The sequence below is a fragment of the Clostridioides sp. ES-S-0048-02 genome (assembly GCF_020658495.1).
GTDB lineage: Bacteria > Bacillota > Clostridia > Peptostreptococcales > Peptostreptococcaceae > Clostridioides.
Window position 1 is genome coordinate 336109 of sequence record NZ_JACVWH010000001.1, and the last position, 17230, is coordinate 353338.

General features: G+C 28.7%; 16 protein-coding genes. 10 read left to right on the forward strand and 6 right to left on the reverse strand.

The features are described from left to right. Positions 1 to 94: 94 nt before the first annotated feature. The 4 genes from IC173_RS01605 to IC173_RS01620 are packed head-to-tail and all read left to right on the forward strand — an operon-like array spanning position 95 to position 3866. Positions 95 to 886 (forward strand): LamB/YcsF family protein, encoded by a 792-nt coding sequence (locus IC173_RS01605; protein ID WP_227434288.1) that lies wholly within the window; start codon positions 95 to 97, stop codon positions 884 to 886. Between the two features lie 28 nt (positions 887 to 914). Continuing rightward, positions 915 to 2135: an NRAMP family divalent metal transporter gene (locus IC173_RS01610; RefSeq protein WP_227855075.1), complete on the forward strand. Its 1221-nt coding sequence runs from the start codon at positions 915 to 917 to the stop codon at positions 2133 to 2135. Positions 2136 to 2154: 19 nt separating this feature from the next. Then, entirely contained in the window at positions 2155 to 2850 is a 696-nt protein-coding gene (gene pxpB, locus IC173_RS01615; RefSeq protein ID WP_227831190.1) for a 5-oxoprolinase subunit PxpB, read from the forward strand. A 29-nt stretch (positions 2851 to 2879) separates the two neighbouring features. Further along, positions 2880 to 3866 (forward strand): biotin-dependent carboxyltransferase family protein, encoded by a 987-nt coding sequence (locus IC173_RS01620; protein WP_227482271.1) that lies wholly within the window; start codon positions 2880 to 2882, stop codon positions 3864 to 3866. 202 nt (positions 3867 to 4068) lie between these two features. Here IC173_RS01620 and IC173_RS01625 read toward each other — a convergent pair whose 3' ends face one another. After that, a complete protein-coding gene (locus tag IC173_RS01625; protein ID WP_227434292.1) occupies positions 4069 to 4635 on the reverse strand; it encodes a helix-turn-helix domain-containing protein in 567 nt (188 codons plus the stop codon). 340 nt (positions 4636 to 4975) lie between these two features. On the opposite strand from IC173_RS01625, the gene IC173_RS01630 reads away from it, so the two are divergent. The 3 genes from IC173_RS01630 to IC173_RS01640 are packed head-to-tail and all read left to right on the forward strand — an operon-like array spanning position 4976 to position 9333. Beyond that, positions 4976 to 6043: a mandelate racemase/muconate lactonizing enzyme family protein gene (locus IC173_RS01630; RefSeq protein WP_227434293.1), complete on the forward strand. Its 1068-nt coding sequence runs from the start codon at positions 4976 to 4978 to the stop codon at positions 6041 to 6043. A 19-nt stretch (positions 6044 to 6062) separates the two neighbouring features. Then, positions 6063 to 7223: a DUF819 domain-containing protein gene (locus IC173_RS01635; RefSeq protein ID WP_227434294.1), complete on the forward strand. Its 1161-nt coding sequence runs from the start codon at positions 6063 to 6065 to the stop codon at positions 7221 to 7223. Positions 7224 to 7236: 13 nt separating this feature from the next. Further along, positions 7237 to 9333 carry a CocE/NonD family hydrolase gene (locus tag IC173_RS01640; protein ID WP_227823691.1) on the forward strand — a complete coding sequence of 699 codons (2097 nt, stop codon included), beginning with the start codon at positions 7237 to 7239 and terminating at the stop codon, positions 9331 to 9333. Between the two features lie 96 nt (positions 9334 to 9429). Here IC173_RS01640 and IC173_RS01645 read toward each other — a convergent pair whose 3' ends face one another. After that, positions 9430 to 9774, reverse strand: coding sequence for a RidA family protein (locus IC173_RS01645; RefSeq protein ID WP_227855076.1), 345 nt, complete (start codon positions 9772 to 9774; stop codon positions 9430 to 9432). 301 nt (positions 9775 to 10075) lie between these two features. On the opposite strand from IC173_RS01645, the gene IC173_RS01650 reads away from it, so the two are divergent. Both IC173_RS01650 and IC173_RS01655 read left to right on the forward strand, forming a co-directional pair. Continuing rightward, a complete protein-coding gene (locus tag IC173_RS01650; RefSeq protein ID WP_227482274.1) occupies positions 10076 to 10975 on the forward strand; it encodes a DMT family transporter in 900 nt (299 codons plus the stop codon). 186 nt (positions 10976 to 11161) lie between these two features. Next, complete coding sequence (locus IC173_RS01655; RefSeq protein ID WP_227434298.1) at positions 11162 to 12448, forward strand: Gfo/Idh/MocA family protein; 1287 nt, start codon at positions 11162 to 11164, stop codon at positions 12446 to 12448. 78 nt (positions 12449 to 12526) lie between these two features. Here IC173_RS01655 and IC173_RS01660 read toward each other — a convergent pair whose 3' ends face one another. From IC173_RS01660 to IC173_RS01675, 4 genes are all read right to left on the reverse strand, one after another. Further along, positions 12527 to 12970 (reverse strand): regulatory YrvL family protein, encoded by a 444-nt coding sequence (locus IC173_RS01660; protein WP_227434299.1) that lies wholly within the window; start codon positions 12968 to 12970, stop codon positions 12527 to 12529. A gap of 22 nt (positions 12971 to 12992) precedes the next feature. Then, positions 12993 to 13787, reverse strand: a complete 795-nt coding sequence (locus tag IC173_RS01665) for a M55 family metallopeptidase (protein ID WP_227855077.1) — start codon at positions 13785 to 13787, stop codon at positions 12993 to 12995. Between the two features lie 604 nt (positions 13788 to 14391). Then, the gene (locus IC173_RS01670; protein WP_227482276.1) at positions 14392 to 14868 is read right to left on the reverse strand and encodes an SAM-dependent methyltransferase; all 477 of its coding nucleotides are present in this window, start codon (positions 14866 to 14868) and stop codon (positions 14392 to 14394) included. A 97-nt stretch (positions 14869 to 14965) separates the two neighbouring features. Beyond that, a complete protein-coding gene (locus IC173_RS01675) occupies positions 14966 to 16135 on the reverse strand; it encodes a M20 family metallopeptidase (protein WP_227855078.1) in 1170 nt (389 codons plus the stop codon). 173 nt (positions 16136 to 16308) lie between these two features. On the opposite strand from IC173_RS01675, the gene IC173_RS01680 reads away from it, so the two are divergent. Then, positions 16309 to 17172, forward strand: a complete 864-nt coding sequence (locus IC173_RS01680) for a S66 peptidase family protein (protein WP_227434303.1) — start codon at positions 16309 to 16311, stop codon at positions 17170 to 17172. Positions 17173 to 17230 lie beyond the last annotated feature (58 nt).

The following is a 17230-nucleotide window of genomic DNA, read 5'->3' on the forward strand; positions in this document are numbered from 1 at the left end:
AGTAATAAAATATTTCATGCAATATATATAATAAACAAAATTTAAAAATTAAAACTACTTATTCTATCAAAATGTTAGCAAGGGGGGTCATAAATTGTATAAAGTAGATTTAAATAGCGATTTAGGAGAAAGTTTTGGAACATATAAGATTGGTTTAGATGAAGAAGTCTTAAAATATATTTCATCAGCTAATATAGCCTGTGGATTTCATGCAGGAGATCCTAGCCATATGGATAAAACAGTAAAACTCGCTAAAGAAAATGGAGTTAAAATAGGAGCACATCCAGGGTTTTTAGATTTAATAGGATTTGGAAGACGTGAGATGAAAATAACAAAACAAGAAGCTAAAGATTATACAAAGTATCAATTAGGAGCATTAATGGCATTTGCAACTTCAAATGAATGTAATATACAGCATGTAAAGCCACATGGAGCTTTATATAATATGGCTGCAAAAGATAAAAATTTAGCTATGGCGATTTGTGAAGCTATATATGAAGTTAATAAAGATATTACATTGTTAGGGTTATATAATAGTGAAATGATAAATTCAGCTAAAGAGGTTGGACTTAAGTTTGCAAATGAAGTATTTGCAGATAGAGCCTATGATAGCAACGGATTTTTGGTTCCAAGAAATGTAGAGGGAGCCGTTATACATGATACAAAAACTGCAATAGATAGAGTTGTTAAGATGGTAAAAGAAGGAACAGTGGAAACTATAACTGGCGAAATTATACATATTAAAGCGGACTCTATATGTGTGCATGGAGACAATCCAAAAGCAATAGAGTTTGTTAAAGAAATAAGAAAACGTTTTGAATTAGAAAGTATAGAGGTTTGTCCATTAGAAAATATGGAAGTTTGTTCATCAGAGGACACATTGTAAGACTGATAATATGAGGGGGAAATAAAATATGAGTACAAAAAATATTACAGATAACGAAAAAGGTAAAAAAGACGTTGGGGCACTTATAGGGGCCGCATTTATAATGGCAACATCAGCAATTGGGCCAGGATTTTTAACTCAGACAGCACAGTTTACTCAAGATTTTGGGCCAAGTTTTTCATTTGTAGTACTAATTACAACTATCCTTTTTATAGGAGCTCAAGTGAATGTATGGAGAGTAATTGGTGTATCAGGTCTTAGAGGTCAAGATATAGCAAATAAAATAGTACCTGGCTTAGGTTACCTAGTAGCCTTTTTAGTAGGCCTTGGTGGATTAGCTTTTAATATAGGAAATGTTGGTGGAGCTGCACTTGGTATGAATGTAATGTTTAATATGAATATGACATTAGGAACTGTATTAAGTGGATTAATAGCAATATTTGTATTTATGTCAAAAAATTCAAATTCTTTAGTAGATAAGATAACTAAGTTTTTAGCATTAGGTATGATAATTATAGTTGGATATGTAGCAATATCAAATCATCCTCCTGTTGGAGAAGCAGTTTATAGAATGGTAAAACCAGAAAATCCAAAGACACTGATATTTCCGATAATAACTCTACTTGGAGGAAGTGTTGGAGGATATATAACATTCGCTGGAGGACATAGATTAATAGATGGTGGAATAACAGGTGAAGAAAATATAAAAGAAATAACTAAATCATCTCTTTTAGGGATATTAGTTGCAACTATGATGAGGGTACTTTTATTTTTAGCAATATTAGCAGTGGTTTCAAAAGGGATTCAACTTGACCCAGAAAATCCAGCAGCTTCAGCTTTTAAATTTAGTGCAGGAGCGATAGGATATAAATTCTTTGGGCTTGTATTATGGTCTGCTGCAATTACATCAGTTATAGGAGCTGCTTATACATCAGTTTCTTTCTTAAAGACGCTAAATCCTTTCATAGAAAAAAATGAAAAGTATTTTATAATAGCATTTATAGCTATATCAACACTTATAATGGCATTTATAGGAAAGCCAGCAACTTTATTAATTTTAGCAGGAGCTTTAAATGGTTTAATACTTCCAATAACTTTAGGAATAATGCTTATAGCATCTAAGAGAAAAGATATTGTTGGTGATTATAAACATCCTACATGGCTTTTGATATTTGGATTAATAGTAGTTTTAATATCTGCTTATGCAGGGATAACTTCTCTTAGTAGCCTGAGTACTTTATTTGCTTAATTTAAAAGAGGTGACATTTATGGAAACTAGATACTTGCTATCAGGAGACAAAGCAGTAGTTGCTGAATTTGGAAATGAAATATCGGAAGATATAAATAAAAAAGTAATTTCGTTTATGAGAGCGATAGAAATATCAAATCTCAAAGGTATTGTTACAGAAATGGTGCCAACATATAGGTCACTTATGATAAGCTACAATCCCTTGAAAATAGATTTTGATAGTTTAATTGAGAGCTTAAAAAAAATAGAAAATAATTTAGAAAGTATAGAGCTGCCAAAACCTAAAATACATGAAATTCCAGTATGTTACGATAAGGTATTTGGTATAGATATTGAAACTGTCGCAAGTTACAATAATCTGACTGTAGATGAAGTCATAAATATACACACAGGCAGAGAGTATTTAATATATATGTTGGGATTTACTCCTGGATTTCCATATTTAGGTGGAATGGATGAAAGAATAGCTACACCTAGATTAGAAGTACCAAGAACTAAAATTTATGGTGGAAGTGTGGGAATAGCTGGTTCTCAGACAGGTGTATATCCTATAGATAGCCCTGGTGGATGGCAAATAATTGGTAGAACACCTTTAAAACTATATGACGAAAATAGAGAAGAACAAATTTTACTTCGAGCTGGAGATTTTATAAAGTTTGTTCCAATAACTTTAGATGAATTTATAGAAATTGAAAAAAATAATTTAAGTGTTTAAAAATAGTGATAATACAGGGAGTGGTATATATGGGATTTAAAGTAGAATTAGGAGGTTTCCAAACATTAATACAAGACAGAGGTAGAGTTGGATATGGACAATATGGTGTATCTGGGTGTGGAGCAATGGACGAATATGCACATAGAGTGGGAAATATATTAGTTGGAAACTCTGAAGATGAAGCTTCTTTGGAGGTTCTAATGTTAGGTCCTACAATTACCTTTGATGAATATACACAAATAGCAGTAACTGGTGGAGATTTAGGAGCTAGAATAAATGGAAAAGAGATTCAAAATTGGAGGTCATATCAAATAAATCCTGGTGACATATTATCATTTAGAGGTGTAAACTCAGGGGCTAGGGCATATGTATCAATAGCTGGTGGAATAGATGTTCCACTTGCAATGGGAAGTAAATCAACTTATACAAGAGCTAAGATTGGTGGATTTGAAGGTAGAGCACTTAAAAAAGGTGATTATATAAATACTTTTGCTCAAGAAAAAGATTTTACAATAAACAAAAAATTAAATTCAAAATACATTCCAAATTATAGTTCAGAAATAGTACTAAGAATTGTAAAAGGACCTCAATTTGATGCTTTTTCTAAAGAGGAAGTAGAAAAATTTCTATTAAATGAATATAAAGTTACAAATGAAATAGATAGAATGGGTTGTAGATTAGAAGGAGATAGTATAAAGCATATTAATGGAGCAGATATTATATCTGATGGTATTTCTTATGGAGCTATACAAGTACCTGGACACGGGAAACCTATCATAATGTTATCAGATAGACAAACTAGTGGTGGTTATACTAAAATAGGAAATGTTATAAGTGTAGATTTGTGTAAGTTAGCACAATCAAAGCCAAATGATGTAGTAAAGTTTGAGTTTGTAGATATATATGAAGCTCATAGATTATTGAAAGAACAAGAAGATAAGATTCAAGATATATATAAAAGTATGAAAAATATAAGAGTTGTTAAAGCCAAAGTATTAAACGATATAGCGGTTTAATTTAAATTTAATTAATATTAATTTTTGTTACAATTTAAAGTACAATTTAGAAATAGCTATTTACTATTTGCCATTATTAAAATGGTTTGAATTAGTCAAATAGCTATTTTTATTTGAGTAAATACATTAATTTTAAAAGAGCTTACGTTTTGGTTTTATGTATTAAAACATTTTACATATTAAACAATTGTATTGTAGATATTTACTTGGACTTTATTGGCCAAATGGGAGGTGATATAACACCATATCCACGAGCTGGTTTATCTTTACTTGGATTGATAATTTTATGAGGAGTATTAGCTTTTATAAATGTTGAATCCCCAGGATTTAATCTTACTATATTTTCACCTATACAAATATCAACTATACCACTTGTCAATACAACCACTTCTTCTGATGCATGAGAGATATAGTCTTTAGTATCTTCACTTTCTGGTTTAAGTTCAAATTCTAAAAATAAGATTGAAGGTGCAAAATCAGCTGTTGGCATTGGAGATACTATCTCATAAAACATTTCACTTTTTGGAAACTTCATCATAACTCTATCTTCTTTTCTGATGACTAAATCATCCGTGTTATTATCATCCATAAACATATATAAAGGAGTATCTAAAACTTCAGCGATTTTTCTTAATGAAGACAGGGATGGTTCAATAGCATCTCTTTCGATTTGAGATATATAACTTATAGATAAGTCTGTCAATTTGGAAACATCACTTAGTGTTTTTTTCTTGTTTTTTCTTATATTTCTCATCTTTTCCCCTAGCATAAGAACCTCCAAATAATAAAATTTATACAAAATATTCGATTAAAACAAAGTAATTATAGCATAACATAGAAGTAGTAGCAAGAAAGATGAATGGAAGATTTTAAGAATTAGCAATTAGTGAGGTGCAAATAAAATCTTATAAAAATAATTTGTTGATGAATCAATATAATGCAGAAAAATTTAATATAGGATTATTAATTTTAAAGGTATTATTGTAGGATATTTTAGAAAAAATTAAATTTTCAGTAAATTATATTGACAGATGTATTGAAGTAATAATATAATTTGAAGTATAAAAATAAAAAAATTAAATTATTACTTCAAAAATGAGGAGGTTAACATGAAAATAACAGATATTAAATTTGAAAAATTAAGAATCAAATTAAGAAAGCCTGTTGTAGTTTCGTTTGGAACAATTGAATATGGAGAGAGCATAATCTTAAAAATTGAGACTGATGAAGGTTACTGTGGATTTGGAGAAGCTGCTCCTCTTGCAGCAGTTACAGGTGAAGTTTTAGATACTGTAATTTCTATATTAATCATGTTTAAAAAGGAACTTATAGGTAAAGACCCATTAGATATTGAAACTATACATACAATTATGGATGGAATCATAATAGGTAATACTTCTGCCAAAGCAGCAATTGATATAGCTTTGTATGACCTTAAAGGTAAAATTATGAATGTACCTCTTTATAAAGTTCTTGGAGGATATGATAACAAAATTCAAACAGATGTAACTATAGGTATAGATAAACCAGAGAAAATGGCAGAAGAAGCACTGGGAAGAGTTAGAGAAGGTTTTAGAATATTGAAACTTAAAGCTGGAATAAGACCTGAAGAAGATATTGAAGCTGTAAAATTAATTAGAGAAGCTGTTGGAGATAATATAAGAATTAGAATAGATGCAAATCAAGGCTGGAATGTAAATAGTAGCATAAATACTATCAAAAAACTAGAAGAATTTGGCGTTGATGCGATTGAACAAGCACTTCCACATTGGGATTTAGATGGAACTGCTTACATAAGAAATAAGAGTAATACTAAGATTATGATAGATGAGTCATTACATTCACCAATAGATGCAATTAAAGCTATAAAGAAAAATGCAGTTGATACATTTAATATCAAGTTAATGAAATCTGGTGGAATTTACCCTGCAATAAAAATCAATAATATAGCTGAAGCAAGTGGGGTTAATTGTATGTTAGGATGTATGCTTGAGACAAGGATTGGTATAACAGCAGCAGCAAATTTAATAGCATCTAAGAAGAATATAACAGAAGCTGACCTTGATAGTTTTATGTTTTGTGAAGAGTTAGAAAGTATATCTGGAGGATTTGAAATGGATGGAGATATTATGAATCTTATCGACAAACCAGGTTTAGGAATAGAAGTAAACTTATGATGAAATTAGGGGGTTAAATATGAATACACTTTTTTCAAGTACAGGTAGTATACTTGCAATAATGACAGCTATGGTTGCATTTGGATTTTACTTACAAAAATATAAAGTAACTAAGAGTTTAGGACCAGCACTTACAATAATCATAATGGGAATAATACTTTCAAATTTAAAGGTAGTTCCAGTAAGTACAGAATTGTATGGAACTATTTCTACATATGCTATACCAGTTTCTATGACTATAATGTTGATGAGTGTTGATTTAAAAGAAATGACAAAGCTATCAAGAGAGCCTTTAATAGCAATTTTTGTGGCAGTATTGACAGTAAGTATAATGGCGTTTTTATTTGGATTGGTATTTGCAGGTGAAATATCAGAAGGATGGAAAGTTGCAGGGATGTTTGTAGGTACATATACTGGAGGAAGTGCTAATCTTACAGCTATTGGAACAGGTCTTAATGTAAGTAGACAAACTCTAGCAGCAGCGAATGCAGCTGATTATGTAATTGGAGTTCCAACATTAATATTTATGTTTGCACTTCCAGCAATATTAAAAAATTCTAAGAAGTTTCAAAAGTTTTGGCCATATCATTTAGAAGAATCAGAGTTAGAAGATTGTCAGAATGAAGAATTTATGGAATCAAAAGAGTGGAGCATAAAAGATATCGCTTGGATGCTGGCTATAGGCTTTGTTGTTACAGAGGTTGCAACAATTCTTTCAGGATATTTTAGTTCAAGCTTTAGCAGTGCAGCAAGAATTCTTTTAGTTACAACAATTTCAATTATAATTGCTCAATTAAAACCAGTAAAAAAATTAAAGGGGAATTTAGATTTAGGATTGTTTGTTGCATTATTCTTTTTATGTACAATAGGATTTTCAGTAGATATAAAAGAATTTTTAGGTTCAACTTTTACTATAACATTTTATTGCTTTAGCATAATCTTTGCTTCATTTGTCTTCCATCTATTTGTAACTAGAATGTTAAAGATAAAGTATCAATATGTAATACTTTCTATAGTTGGAGCAATTGCTGATGGTCCAACGTCAGCTTTAGTAGCCGCTTCAGCAAAATGGAATTCGCTTGTAAGTGTAGCTGTAGTGATGGGGGTAATTGGTGGAGTATTAGGAAATTATGCAGGTATATCGGTGGCATATGCAATAAAAATGGTTCTTGGTCTCTAGGAGGTGAATTTTATTGAAAAAGTTTAAGTTATATATATCTGGTTTGTATAGTGGTAATGTAGTATTTGATGAAACATTACTTATTGAAAAATTAAATCCTTTTACAAATGAAATAGAAGAAATAAAACCTATGAATAAAGATGAAGGAATATATTATTTAAATCTTACAAAAATAGATTTAAACTTCTTATTTGAAAACTTTAATGTTTATAGTAATAGCTTAATAAACACAGATAAAAGTATGGTTGTAAATGAGTTAGGAGAAACATATTCTAAGTTTAATGACTATATCTGGGTTCAAAGAAATAAAAAATTTCCTTTAGATGTAATTGTTTTGGATAATAAAATAGTTGGTTTTATATGCTTGTCCAGGGAAACTTGTACTATACTAATTATGGATGAATATGAGGATTATACGATATTAAAAGAGTGGAATAAAACACATAAAAATGAAGCGATATATCCTATAAAATTTGATGGAAATTATATGATTGATATGAAAGATGGAATAAAACTTTCTACAGATGTATATCTTCCTAAGTTTGAAGACTCTACTAAAAAAGTACCTACAATTCTTATGAGAACTCCATATGGAAAAGAAAATGACAAAGAAATATATTATAAGTATGTACAAAGGGGATATGCTGTTGTAATACAAGATGTCAGGGGAAGAAATGAATCAGAAGGTAAGTGGGAGCCTATGATTTATGAAAGAGAAGATGGAGATAGTACTATAAATTGGATAGTAGCACAAGACTGGTCAAATGAAGTTGTTGGAATGATGGGAGCCTCATATCTTGGTTATGTTCAATGGGCAGCTGCATCTTCAGGAAACAAACACCTAAAAGCTTTAATTAGTATAGTTACAGCAGGTAGTCCTTTTATTGACATACCAAGAAAAGGTGGAGCTTTTGTATCTGGAATGCTTGCATGGGCATTTATGGTATCAAGAAATAAAGTCGATAGAAGTAAAATGCTAAGAGATGACTGGGATGATGTTTTAAATATAAGACCGATACAAAATATACCTATTGAAGCACTTGGATATAGAATAGAATTTTTAGAAGAGTGGATAAAAAGAGTAGAAAAGGATGAATATTGGGATAGGATGGATTGGCATCTAAAAAAAGATAAAATAAATGTGCCTGCATTAGTCATATCTGGATGGTATGATGATAATGGTATGGGTACTACAGAAGCTTTGGATGTAATAAAAAATTATGAAAGAGGAAAGAGAAAGGCTATATTAGGTCCATGGATGCATAATTCAAACACGATAAGGGATATAAATGATATTCCTTTTGGAGATAATTCATTGAGGTATGATGTAGACTATAACTATCTATTATGGTTTGATAAATACTTAAAAGGAGTAGAAAATGATATAGATAAGACTGCTCCAATAGAGTATTATTCAGTAGGTTCGAATGAATGGAAGATGGCAGATAATTGGCCAATAGCAAATAAAATAGATAAAAGTATCTATTTAATAAGTGGTGGAAATGCTAATACATCTTTAGGGGATGGAAAACTATCTTTTGAAGAATGTTCAAAAGAAAATTATGATAGTTACATATATAATCCAAAAGACCCTTCAATACAGTTGATTGATATGTCAGAAAATGAAGTGGGAGTTCCAAATAATTATAAAGATTTGGAGAAAAGAAGTGATATGTTGTGCTACACATCAGATGCTTTTAGTGAAGAATTTACTATAACAGGTGATATAAAGTTGGAATTTTTTGCATCAAGTTCGGCAAAAGATACTGATTGGGTTATAAAAATTATGGATGTGGATTTAGATGGAAACTCAATTAAATTAGCTGATGGTATACTAAGTGCTAGATTCAGAAATAGTTTTTACAAGTCAGAATTTATGGAAGAAGGAGAAATTTATAAGTTTACAATAACAACTTCAAAAATATCAAATACATTTAAAACTGGGCATAGAATTAGGTTAGATATAACATCTAGTGCGAAAAACTTTATATTCCAAAATAGTAACACTGAAGATAGTTATAATAGTATTGAGTATATAAAAGCAAAAAATACAATTTATCATGGAGGAAAATATCCATCTAGGTTGATATTGCCAATAGAAAACAATTAAATTGATGAATTAAATAATAAGGAGATGTAGTATTAATCAATACTATATCTCCTTATAGGTTAAAGTAATTATATTTGCTTATTAAATTTAAAACAATTATTTTGTAGCAGCAACAACACTCATTTCAACTAATAAGTGTTCTCTAGCAAGTCTAGCTTCAACACAAGCTCTAGCAGGTTCAAATCCTTTTTCAACCCAAGCATCCCATACAGAGTTCATAGCTTCAAAGTCCTTCATATCTCTTAAATAAATGGTAACAGATAGTAAATGTTGTTTGTCTGAACCATATTTGTTTAATAAATCTTCTATTTTATTTAAAACTTCAGTAGTTTGCTCAACTACTCCTCCTTCAGCATGAGTTTGTCCACATAAATAAACTGTATTGTTGTAAACTACAGCTCTACTCATTCTTCCAGTTCCTTCATATCTTTTTATTTCCATATTTTAAATACCTCCATAATTAAAAAATCCACTAAAAATCTAAATAATAAATTAAAAAAAGTCTATACTATATAAAATTATATTATATATTTGGCAAATAATCTATAAAAAGATATAACTTTTTACTTATAATTATTATTGTTATTAATTGAAAAGATTTATTAGTTACTTGACATAATTTATACTTTTAATTATAGTATAAATTGGAATATTTAGATAATTATTATTTAATTTAGAAATTTTAGTTTTTTAAGTAGTTTTTAAATATAGGTTTATGTATTTGTATAGAAAAGAGGTAAATATGAGTAGTACAATCAAATCAAATCGAATAAAAGGTATAATGTTTATAATAGCATCAGCTCTTGGTTTTGCAATGATGTCTGCATTTGTAAAACTGGCAGGCGATTTACCAAGTTTTCAAAAAGTATTTTTTAGAAACTTGGTATCGGCTATAATAGCGTTTTGGCTAATCATAAAACATAAAGGAAGTTTAACAGGTAAAAAAGAAAATATGAAGGTTCTTTTATATAGGTCAATTTTTGGAACTTTAGGGGTTATATTTAACTATTATGCAATTGATAAGTTGATGCTTTCAGATGCTAATATGCTAAATAAAATGAGTCCTTTTCTCGTAGTTATATTTTGTGCAATTATTCTAAAAGAAAAAATAAACATAAAACAGATAGGGGCAATTATAATTGCATTTATAGGAGCTTTATTTATAATAAAACCAACATTTAGTGTTGAAGTAATTCCATATCTAGGAGGAGTTGCAGGAGCTGTATTTGCAGCAATGGCATATACTTGTTTAAGAATTCTTGGAGATAGAGAAGATTATTATACAATTGTGTTTTTCTTTTCAGTTTTTTCATTAGTTACTGTAGGACCAATAGCTTTTGCAGTGTATGAACCAATGACTCTTATGCAACTTGTATATTTATTACTAGGTGGAGTATTTGCAAGTTTAGGTCAATTTGGTATAACTTTAGCATATAAGTATGCGCCAGCCAAAGAAATTTCTATATTTGACTATAGTAATATAATATTTTCAGCAATCTTGAGTATATTCTTGTTTAATGTTTATCCAGATATGCTAAGTGTTGTAGGATATGTAATAGTCTTTTCAGCAGCATTTTATATGTTTTTATACAATAAAAAATTAGACAAGCTAGAAAAAGAAATTGACAAGCAAAATAAATAAAAATGGTATTAAAATTTACATTAAAAATAAATAATATGATTCTAAAAAAGAATAGCATATTAAGTTAAAACAGCAGTTAAAAGTAAAAAACTATAACTGCTGTTTCTTTTATCAAAAATATCCAAATATATTTAAAAATAGAATATAATAAAGTAGTAGAATAATATAAAGGGGAAAATTTAAAGTATGGAAAAAGTAAAAGTTGCTGTGGTTGGAGCAGGTAATAGAGGTACATATGCATATGCTCCATATATTTATGAAAATTCTGATACATGTGAGATAGTTGCTGTAGCAGAGCCAAAAAAAGGAAGACGTGAATTATTTGCACAGAAGTATAACTTAAATAGCAAAAATGTATTTGAAAGTCTAGAAGAATTCTTTAAACAGGATAAAATGGCAGATGCAGTCATAATAGCTACAAATGATGATAGACATTATGATGTAGCAAGTTTAGCTCTTCAAAAAGGTTATCATATATTATTGGAAAAACCAATGTCTAATAGTTTAGATGGATTAGTACATATAAATGACCTATGTGAGAAGTATAAAGATAAGATTTTTATGATTTGTCATGTACTTAGATATTCTCCATTTTACAATAAATTAAGAGAAATTGTAGAAAGTAAAAAATTAGGAGAATTAGTTAGTATACAATATAATGAGAATATAGGCTATTGGCATTTTGCTCATAGTTTTACTAGAGGGAATTGGAGAAATAGTAATGAGACAAGCCCTTTGATTTTGGCGAAGAGTTGTCATGATATGGATATTCTATTATATTTGGTAGGTAGTAGATGTAAAAAAATCTCTGCATTTGGAAGTTTAAAGCATCTTAATAATGAAAATGCTGGGGGAGAAATGGCACAGAATTGCCTTCAATGTTTGGTAGAAAAGAAATGTCCATATTCTGCAAAACAAATTTACCTAGAAAATGACAGAAATATAAATAGAGCTGTGCATATAAATCCTACAAAAGAGAATCTTTTAAAGATACTTGAGACAAGTCCATATGGAAGATGTGTTTACAGATGTGATAATAATGTAGTAGATAACATGGTAAATATATTACAATTTGAAAATGGAGTAACTGCTACTTTTAATTTATGTGCATTTACTAAAGAAAATGGAAGAACTATAAAGATGATGTTTAGTCAGGGAGAAGTTGGTGGAGATTTAAATAAAAATGAGATAAGAATTAAAGAATTTGGAAAAAATGAAGAAGTAGTTATAAATCCATCAAATAAGAAAGATATGGTAGAAGAATATGATAGAAATCTCATAACTGAATTTATTAAATTAGTTTTAAATAAAGACTTAGAAAAAGGAAGAGCAGCAGCAAAAGATGCTATAGAAAGTCATGTAATGGCATTTGCAGCAGAGTATTCAAGATTGAGTGATGAAGTGGTGCATATAGATAAATTTTTTGATGATGCTATAAAGATGACTAAAGAAATAGAAGAAACTATATTTTAAATATAAAAGATTACACAAATAAAGATAGATTAGATAATAGGGATATATAAATTGTCTATTAAGTAATCTATCTTTTTATTAAGATTTTTTCTTATCTTTATCAAAAAAATCCATGCATTCAGATAAGAGATAAGAAAGTAAGGCAAATAAAATTTCTGTACTTAAAGGAATCATTATTGAATCCATAAATGTATCAATTATGTTCATAGCTAAAAAAGTCAGTATAAAATCAATTATAAATTCGCAAAATTTATAAATTGAATACGGCAATTTGTTTACATATCTAAATATATCTAAAATGGTAGTGCATAGAAAATCAATTGGGGTAGTTATACAAAAATATATTAAAAAGAAAATTAGTACAGACCCAAGAGATTTATATTCAAAACCTAAGAATGATAAGAAGCCAATTCCTATAACAGTGAAAATACAAAAAGTTATACCAAAAAAAACAGCAAAAAATAAAAATACAGAAATAAATTCGCCTAAAGGAATCCTTCTTTTATTACTTATCTTAATCAACTCCTTATGTATAACATGAAATTTATATAAATAACAACATTCTTAAAAATTCATAATAATCTTCTGTTTCAAATAGTATTGTTTGAGAATCTATTTTTTTCATACTTGGGTAAAAAGAAGCTTTAAAAGCCTTGTAATGTTCTCTAAACTTTATTTCAATTTTAAATTTGTTTGGTAATTTTATTAAGTGTCTAGATAAATTTCCAGATAAAGATTCTTGAACACCTTCTTCTATTTTTTTTAGTGCAAGATTTGGGTGGATTGAAATTGAGCCACTTCCAATTCCCTTTGAAACAGGAACAGTGATTATATTTGGGTTTAGTTTTTTTGCACTTTCACAAAGCATTTCATCTCCACTTAAAAATGCTACAGGAACATTATAGTATGCAGCAGCATAAGCATTTATAGTAAATTCAGATGCTATTTCATCATTTATTTTAAAATAGTCATAGTCAATATCCATAGTATGAGAAAGTGGATTCCCATTACAAGTAGCTCCAGAATGATAGCCAGTAAATACACATGCATCAAAACTTTTATCAATACCAGCCATCATAACTAGTGGGTCTTTAGTCCATCCTCTAAGGATTTTGACATTTTCAGGTAAAATATCTGGATTAATATTTCTACCACTATCATGTGCATCTTTAACAAGTATTTCATGCATACCAGACTGAGTAGCTCCATTACATGCAGCTGCTATTTCTTTGCTCATTTGTGTTCTATAGTGTTGTGAAAATTCACATTCAAGCTTTGTTTCATCCCAATTTACAATGCCACAAGTACCTTCTATATCGGCACTTAAATATAACTTCATAATATAAGCCCCCTTAAATTTATTATTAATGATAATAACAGATAACAGTAAACATACAATTAATAAAAGGTAGAAAAATATTATTTCTCATTATTAATTATTATTAAATCTGTAACTGAAAAATAACTGATATTAGAAATATAACACTAACTAGTATCTATTATCCTATTATTGCTATATACAATATTTATATAAAATTGTAACACAGAAGTAGCTACATTTACTAGTTTAACATACTTAAAACATTGATAGATATTATTTTTAAGTTTGTTTAATGGTTGTAGTATTTTAAGATTAGGAGAAAGAGTGGAATTATAGAATTAGTAAAAAAGAAGATGTTTAAGGGGCTATAAATAGCTATCCATCCAAATAAATTTGCTGCTTGTAGACTAAATATTGTCATGAGTATTCTCCTTTATAATTATTTATATTAAGTATACAAGATAATTTGCCAATATGAAAGTGGATAAAATCAATTATATAATTCAAGAAAATGAAATACAACGAATATTTTATATAATTAAAATATAATAAGGTAGAGTATTAAATTAGAATTTTTTAATTTAATACTCTACCTTTAATTTAATACTCTATCTAAAATAAATTAAAATTCAAATTCATTTTCCCAATCAAATTCCCCTGATTTTTCTACACATTTAGGCCAATGACTACACCATTCAGGGACTGAGGGATTTTCAACTCTATCAATACTTGGAGTATATGGTTTTAAGTCGATAACAGGGCTATTATCATTAGCATCGATATATGGAATTCTTATTATACCATGCTCATGGTCGATGCTAATAATTTGTACAGTAGTTAATGCTATTGGGTTAGGTCTAATAGGTGACCTTGTCGCAAATATTCCCATAACATCAGGTGCTTTTTTATAAGGCTTTGGAGTTTCTAAGATACTTCTTGCTTCAACATCATCAAATCCATCAAACCACCAGATTACATTTAAATGACTAAATTCATCAAGTGCTTTTAATGCAGGTATATACTTTTTATCCAATTTGATAGAAATTTCTTCACCTTGAACACGTATTTTTCCTATAGGGTTTACTAAAATTTGTTTCATAATATTACCTCCAATTATTTGGTTTGTTATTTGTAATTTTAGAGTAAACCCTAACACCATGTGAGAGTCAATATAAAAAGGAGATAGAAGCATATAATTAAAAGGATAATACATTTTTTGAATGAAGCATAACACCAGTAATAAGACAATCTTCATCAATATCAAAGGTATCTGTATGAAGAGGAGAATTAATATTTTTTCCCTGATTTGCACAACCAAGGTGATAAAAAACACCTTCACAATATTCCAAAAAATATGAAAAATCTTCAGCACCAAGAGTAGGTGTATCTTTAATCAAAATATTTTCTTTTCCAAATAATTCTACTGCATTTTGTTTAACATAATCTACAAGATAATTTGAATTTATAAGGGAAGGATAACCCTCTTCAATTTCAACATCAATATTTCCACCAAATGTTTTGCAAGTAAAATCACAAACTTCTCTAATTCGTTTTTTTGAAAAATCTCTGGTTTCCTGCGTTAAAGTCCTTAAGGTTCCTTTTATAACAACTTTATCGCAAACTATATTTTCTTTAATTCCGCCTTCAATTTTTCCTAAAGAAATAACTACAGAATCAGTGGGGTTTGTATTTCGACTGACAATTGTCTGCAAAGCAGTTATGATATGAGCAGAGATAACTATAGCATCAACACCTTGATGAGGATAAGCTCCATGGCATTTTGAGCCATATACAGTTATACAAAGTGTATCTGTTGATGCATTTAAAGTATTGTATTTTAGTTCAATTAAACTTTTATCAATATTGGGATTTACATGAAGACCAAATATATAATTTACATCTGGATTTTTCATACATCCATCTTCTATCATAAGTTTAGCGCCACCAATAGTTTCTTCAGCAGGTTGGAAAAAAAACTTTACATTTACATTTAAATAATCCTTTAATTTAAATAGTATATTACAAGTACCAAGTAAAATAGCAGTATGTGCATCATGGCCACATGCATGCATTTTACCTAAATTAATGGATTTATAAGGACGATTGAGTTTTTCTGTTATAGGTAAAGCATCTATATCAGCTCTTATAGCAATTGTCTCAAAGTTTGGATTTACATTTATATATGCAGTTACTCCTGTGTGATTTTCATATTCAATATAACTTATACCTATTTCATCTAAATATTTAATAATTTTTTTCTTAGTTTGAAATTCTTCTAAGCCAAGTTCTGGAGTTTTGTGTAAATCTCTTCTAATATCTATAACCCAATCATTTATATCATGGCAAAGAGCTTTAATATTAATCATAAAACACATCCTAACTATATTAAAATTAAAAATTTATTTTTCTTAATTATTATAATTATATTATTCTATATAAAACATTATTCTGTATCAAGTATAAATAAAATGTCTTATAATTATAGTAGAGATGTTTAGCATAAATTAGAATATATCATTTTAGAAGAAGAGGTGTTTAGATGTTAGGAGTAATTGCGCCTTCTGGACCATTGAGAAATATAAGTCTAGGAGAAATAAAATTTAATTTGGAGAAGTATGGTTATAAAGTTAAATTTTCTGAAAGTTGTGGACTAAATTATAAAGGTTATTTAGCTGGGAATGATGATATTAGAGTAAGAGATATAGAAGAGATGTTCTTAGATGAAGAAGTAGATATAATTATGTGTTTAAGAGGAGGTTATGGAACAACAAGAATACTAGATAAAATAAATTACGAAATAATAAAACAAAATCCTAAACCATTTATAGGTTTTTCTGATATAACAGGTTTAAATCTAGCTTTTTATAAAAATTGTGGTCTTTTACCATATCATGGAATAATGGCAGCGAATGTAGCTAAATGGGATGAATTTACTTATAAATCTCTAGTAGATGCTTTAGAATTTAAAGATGAGTTATACTTAGAAAATCCAAAAGAAGAAAAGATTTATACTGTATGTGAAGGCAAAGCAGAGGGAATAATAATGGGAGGAAACTTATCTCTAATAATTTCTACAATAGGAACTAAATATGAAATAGATGCAAAGGATAAAATTTTATTCATTGAAGAAATTGGAGAATGTCAATATAAATTAGACAGGATGTTAACTCAATTGTATTCTTCAGGAAAACTGGATGAATGTAATGGTATAATTTTTGGAGATTTTAAAGACTGTATCAAAGAAGAAGATTTAATAGAACTATTGGAGGAATTTGCGCAGAAGGTTAATAAGCCAGCTATATATAATCTACAATCTGGGCACTGTATACCAATGATAACTATTCCTTTAGGAAGAATGTGTGAATTAGATGCAACAGAAAAAATGGTTAAATTAAAAAAATAGTGTATATATAAATATATTAGAAGTATGGTATAATCTTATACAAGTAAAAATTTAGCTA